The sequence below is a fragment of the Myroides odoratimimus genome, from assembly GCF_001485415.1.
Classification (GTDB): Bacteria; Bacteroidota; Bacteroidia; order Flavobacteriales; family Flavobacteriaceae; genus Flavobacterium; species Flavobacterium odoratimimum.
The window spans coordinates 1-5,500 of sequence record NZ_BCMQ01000057.1 but is presented as its reverse complement, the minus strand read 5'-3'; the positions used below and the strand labels follow the sequence as shown (position 1 = coordinate 5,500).

Here is a 5,500-nt window from a genome sequence, read left to right as displayed (position 1 = left end):
GTATGCACCCGAGCAAGTACATCTTGTGAGATCTAATTATTCTTCTACATTATCCAGGATAAGTTTCTTGTAATTATGAGGATATAAGTCAGCGATATTCTTGTGGTTGATGGATTGAATATTTTCAAGAACATACTTTAGCCATTGATATGGATTAATGTCATGCTTTTTGCAGTTAGCAAAAAACGTATAGGCCATAGCTGCTCTTTGTGCTGCATCATGAGAACCGGCAAAGAGATAGTTTTTACGACCAATTGCTACAGGTCTGATTACATTTTCAACAAGATTATTGTCTATCTGCAAGTTTCCATTGTGTAAGTAATCACTTAGATTACTCCATCTTTTTTGAGAGTACGCAAAAGCTTTACCTATTCTACTTTGAGGTAAGGTAAGATTCATCTGAGCAATCATATATTTACCAAGCTTGTTGATGATTGGTAAACTTTCATCTAGACGAAGTTCTTTGATTTGATCAGGAGCTAAGTTTTGTTCTTGAGCTTTTCTCTCTATAGCATATAACTTCTGTATTTCTACTAGTACATGCTGCGCCCTTTTTCTATCGTTATCTAAAGCTTTTTCAAATTCACGTCGAGCATGTGCCCAACAAGCAAGATGCGTTACATCTGACTTATTTCCATAGGCTTGGTAGCTGCTATAACCGTCCGTTTGCAGATATCCTTTGAAATTTTCTAATACAGGTAGTGCAGCACTACCGCTACGAGTAGGACTGTAATTAAACATTACAAGCTTGGATATAGGTGCATGATACACCCAATAGTAGCCAAGATGAGTTTTGTCTTTCTTTTTCTCATCTAAGACTTTGATGGTGGTTTCGTCAACTTGGAGATAACCTTCATTTTTGATGTCCATCACCAGCTTTTGGTATAGTGGTTTTAAAGCATCCATACTTTGAGCGGTCCAACCATCTATTGTAGAAGAAGCTATATCGATGTTTTCTCTTGAAAAGCGTTGCTTCTGTCTATAAAGAGGAATATGATCAACATATTTATCTACAAGTATTGTGGATAATAATCCCTCTGAAGGTATTCCTTTATCTATAATTCGCTCTGGAAGCTCACCAATACTAATTTGAGTGTTGTCTTTACCTTTAGTAGCGTATTTATATCGGATGTAACGCTTGATTTTAAAGTAACCTGGAACATAATCTAACACATCTGTAGTTTCTTTACCAATGCAAATCATATCAGATAAATCTCCCTCAGGATGTATTTCTATTTCTTCTACGGGTAAATGATCTGGTAGTTTAGCTCGTCCTGGATGTTTCTTTTTCTCACGAGAGTAGGTAATCTCTTGTTTGATTACTTCTTCTTGTTCCTCTAAGACTGCTTGTTCAACATCTAAAGGTAATTTATAAAACATACGGAGTAGGGTATATCCCTCTTTAATATACTTGAAAACCGATAGCCTAAGCTACCGGTTTTTTTATGTCTACACTATTCTACTATTTACAATTCTACGCTAACATTTTTTTTAAATGTAAATTTCAGGAATACTACATTCTTTGTAACCCTTGACCACCAAAGCTCTTTAACTTTCTGCCTCACTATGCCTACATTTAATGTAGAAGTTGTTGTTCCCACTCGTACTATAATTGAGAAAGTATTGTTATTGCACGAAGAATTCTCAAAGCCTATTGAAAATATTAGAACTGATCGATTGACTAGGCATTTTTATGACATAGACAAAATTATGGATTCGGAATTTGGTGAACAAGCAATAGTTGATGATGATTTGTTTACTAATATTGTTGAGCAACGACAAAAAGTAAAGCCTTTAAGAGGGATAGATTACTCAAATCATAAGAAAGGTAAATTGAGTATTTTACCTCCAGAGGTAGTATTTGAAAGATGGGCAGAAGACTATAAAACGATGCAAGAGCATATGATCATTGGAAATAGTTTAAGCTGGAATGATTTACTTAATCGTTTAAAGGAGATCGAAAATAAATTTAATAAAATTTAAAAGCTCAACTTTTTTATGTTGTCTCACAATAATACAAAGGACTTAAAATCGTTATTTATAAGATATATGGAAATCGATAAATCCCTTTCTATCTTATAAAACACGGGAGTGTAACACAAACTGTGTCAGTCTCCATTTCCTAGCTTTTGGGCTTAAGCCCAAAAGCTAGGAAATGGAGTTTTTTTTTACGGTTGTAATCTATCCCCAAATTTAATATACAATTGTGACATTGTCAACCCCCAATTATGAATAGGCATAGTCCATTTTTTAGAGACCTCTGTAATAGCTAAAAACATTAATTTCAAAAGAGATTGTTCAGTAGTAAAGGCTCCCTTAGTCTTGGTTACTTTTCTTACCTGTCGATGCATAGCTTCAATAGCATTAGTGGTATATATTGCTTTTCTGATATGAGGGTCAAAATCAAAATAAGTTGACAAATGTTCCCAATTGTCCAACCACCCTTTAGCGGCTAATGGATAATTCTTTGCCCATTTTTCTTCAAACTGCAATAACCTTTCATAGCCTTGTTCTTCACTTACAGCAGTATATATAGGTTTAAGATCAGCAGCAACTGCTTTCTTATCTTTATGAGGAACAAAACGCAGACTGGTTCTTATTTGATGAACAATACAAAGTTGTACTTGTGTCTTAGGAAATACAGCTTGTATAGCTTCAGGAAAGCCTTTTAAACCATCCACACAAGCTACAATGATATCTTGGACACCACGCGCCTTAAGATTAGTTAATACTGAAAGCCAAAACTTAGATCCTTCAGTATCTCCAAGATAAACTCCTATTAATTCTTTCTTTCCTTCTTGATTAACCCCTAATATATTATACACTGCTTTAGATGTAACACTACCTTGTTCTTTTACTTTATAAAACATACAATCTAAGAAAACAAAGGGGTATATAGCTTCTAAAGGGCGATCACGCCACTCTTTCATTGCAGGTATGACTTTATCAGTTATACGCGATATTTCTGTGGCTGAAATATCCATACCATACATTTCCATGATATAACCCGCAATATCACGAGTACTACTGCCTTTAGCATATAGGCTAATTACATTATCCTCTAATTGATCTGTGATAATAAGTTGACGTTTAGGTAACACCTTTGGTTCAAAGGTTCCATTGCGATCGCGATTAGATTCTAATTCAATAGAACCCGACTGCATACTTCGAACAGTTTTAGTTGTCTTGCCGTTGCGACGATTTGCAATCCCTTTAGCCTTTTCTTCTTCCAAATGATTCTCTAGTTCACTTTCTAACATAGTCTCAAGGAAATGTTTTAAAAGGGGACCAAAAACACCATCTGGACCTCCCATTTTCTTTCCTTGATAAATATCAGCCATTGCCTGTTCTTTAAAACTCTCGAAATCAAATTCTTTCTTTTCTGTGCTCATTTTACTAATGTACATATTTTATTATACAATTATTTTAATGACACAGTTCACGGGACACCCTCTAAAACACCCCAACTACCACACGATAGTTGGGGGGCTTTTATTTTATTCACTCTCTATCATCTTTAAAATATCTTCGTACCTATAAAACATCAATCCACCTATCTTCTTAAATGGTATGGTACCATTTATTCTCATATTTTGTAAGGTACCAGGAGAAATACCAAGAAGCTTTCTTACCTCATAGCTTTTGATCCATTGTTTTATTTCTTGATCTTTCTTTCTATTAAAAGGACTATACCTTCTTATCTCAGTAATAATCTCTTGTTTAAAAATCTCAAGGTCTTCTTTTGTTATAAATTCTACTTTCATAATTAATAGTATTTAGGGTTAGTTTTGATTTGTTTTAAGCTGCTATAAGCTTAGTTCTAACCCTAAATAACAATTTGTATGTCTTGGTTTAGTTCTGTTGTCTTTGGGAGGTTTAATTTGACTCTTCAAAGTTGTATTTGTGATTTTCCTGAATAAGTCTTCTTTCTCTTAGGTTGTCCATATCTTCACCCAGTTTATGTTCTAATACCTTCGCATATATCTGGGTTGTTCGAATAGCGGTATGTCCAAGCATCTTACTCACTGACTCAATTGGCACACCATTGTTTAGTGTAACGGTTGTGGCAAAGGTATGTCTGGCTAAGTGAAAAGATAGATTCTTATCTATTTCACATATGGTAGCAATTTCTTTTAAGTAACCATTCATTCGTTGGTTACTAATAACTGGAAACAGTTTACCTTTGGCAAAAGCAATAGGATGGTCTTTGTATTTTTCAATTAGTTCTAAAGCTTCAGGTAATAGCGGAACCCTTACAGGTATTTTAGTTTTCTCTCTGCTTGATATAATCCAATCTTTTCCATCGCTTCCTTTAGCTATATTTTGAGGTGCTAAGTGAAAGATGTCTATATAGGCTAAACCAGTATAACAACTAAACAAAAACATATCAAGAACGGATTGTAATCGTTCAATAGCGAAATTCTTGTTGACAAGGATTTCAAGTTCTGATTTAGTTAGGTGTCCTCTTTCTGTCTTCTCAAATTGAAGTTTATATTTGGTAAAGGGATCTTTCTCCATCCATTCCATTGTAATAGCTAAGTTGATTAACTTTTTAAATCTTTCAATGTGTTTCATAATACCATTGTTATTTAATGGTTGATGCTTGTGAATCGGTTTACAGTTTCTCAAGAAGTTTTCAAAGTCGAAGATAAATTTGTAGTTAATCTCACTTAAATAGATGTCAGTTCGATTGTGTACTTTACGCAAATAGCTTTTAAGGTACTTTTCCGTAGAGAAGTAGTTCTTTAGCGTACCATAAGCTAATTTACTTGTAGCAATCTCTCTGTGATAGTCTATAAGCTTTAAAAGTGATGATTCTGTATCATCATGTCCGAGAAAGATGTTTTTAACTGCTCCTATAGAGACAACTCTTTTTTGTTGAACTAATTGATGATAGGCATCTGTAATGAGGGAACGTACTCGCTCAATATGTGCGTTGATTCGAACCGTGTCCTCACTTTTTCCTTTTGCTTTTCCTTTAATACTATCCCAAGAAGTAGGGGATATTTTTAGTTTTAAAGAAATTTCTGTTCGTTGCCCGTTTACTGTAACCCTAGCGTATATAAGGGATGGGGCTGTTTTGTTTGAATTAGAAACACGTATAATGAAGTGTATTCCAAATGTGTTTTTTGTTTTCATATCAATCTATTTTAATGTTAACCGAACTGTTTTGATATGGTTTTAAAAAACTACTCACCTGAATAGTATTCAAACAAGACCAAAAAGCACTGAATTAAACTAAAATAAATTGTATTTAATTTGTTGAAATACAATTAGTTAAACTCGATTCGGTGAGCTAATTTACCTTTTAAAAATAGCTCACCTAATAGCTCACATTTAGATTGATTTACAATGGATTATTATGATATATTTAAAAATAAAAAAATCCGTAAGTAATTGATACTTACGGATTTAGGCACATTCTGATGCCGAAAAAGTCGGGGTGGCAGGATTCGAACCTGCGACCTCCTGCTCCCAAAGCAGGCGCGATGACCGGGCT

4 protein-coding genes and 1 pseudogene are annotated in these 5,500 nt (G+C 34.2%); 1 reads left to right on the top strand and 4 read right to left on the bottom strand.

Features of this window, described 5'->3' with window-relative positions; genetic code table 11:
• Positions 1-36 precede the first annotated feature (36 nt).
• Positions 37-1,368 (bottom strand): annotated as a pseudogene (gene tnpC / locus MODO_RS18785) (IS66 family transposase); the annotation flags it as partial.
• Between the two features lie 96 nt (positions 1,369-1,464).
• On the opposite strand from tnpC, the gene MODO_RS18780 reads away from it, so the two are divergent.
• Positions 1,465-1,983, top strand: a complete 519-nt coding sequence (locus MODO_RS18780; RefSeq protein WP_073145886.1) for a nucleotidyl transferase AbiEii/AbiGii toxin family protein — start codon at positions 1,465-1,467, stop codon at positions 1,981-1,983.
• Between the two features lie 185 nt (positions 1,984-2,168).
• Here MODO_RS18780 and MODO_RS18775 read toward each other — a convergent pair whose 3' ends face one another.
• The 3 genes from MODO_RS18775 to MODO_RS18765 all read right to left on the bottom strand — a co-directional run bounded on the left by MODO_RS18775 (position 2,169) and on the right by MODO_RS18765 (position 5,139).
• Positions 2,169-3,392, bottom strand: a complete 1,224-nt coding sequence (locus MODO_RS18775) for an IS256 family transposase (RefSeq protein ID WP_039329560.1) — start codon at positions 3,390-3,392, stop codon at positions 2,169-2,171.
• A gap of 105 nt (positions 3,393-3,497) precedes the next feature.
• Complete coding sequence (locus tag MODO_RS18770) at positions 3,498-3,764, bottom strand: helix-turn-helix domain-containing protein (RefSeq protein WP_059051730.1); 267 nt, start codon at positions 3,762-3,764, stop codon at positions 3,498-3,500.
• Positions 3,765-3,876: 112 nt separating this feature from the next.
• Positions 3,877-5,139: a site-specific integrase gene (locus MODO_RS18765; protein ID WP_059051426.1), complete on the bottom strand. Its 1,263-nt coding sequence runs from the start codon at positions 5,137-5,139 to the stop codon at positions 3,877-3,879.
• Positions 5,140-5,500 lie beyond the last annotated feature (361 nt).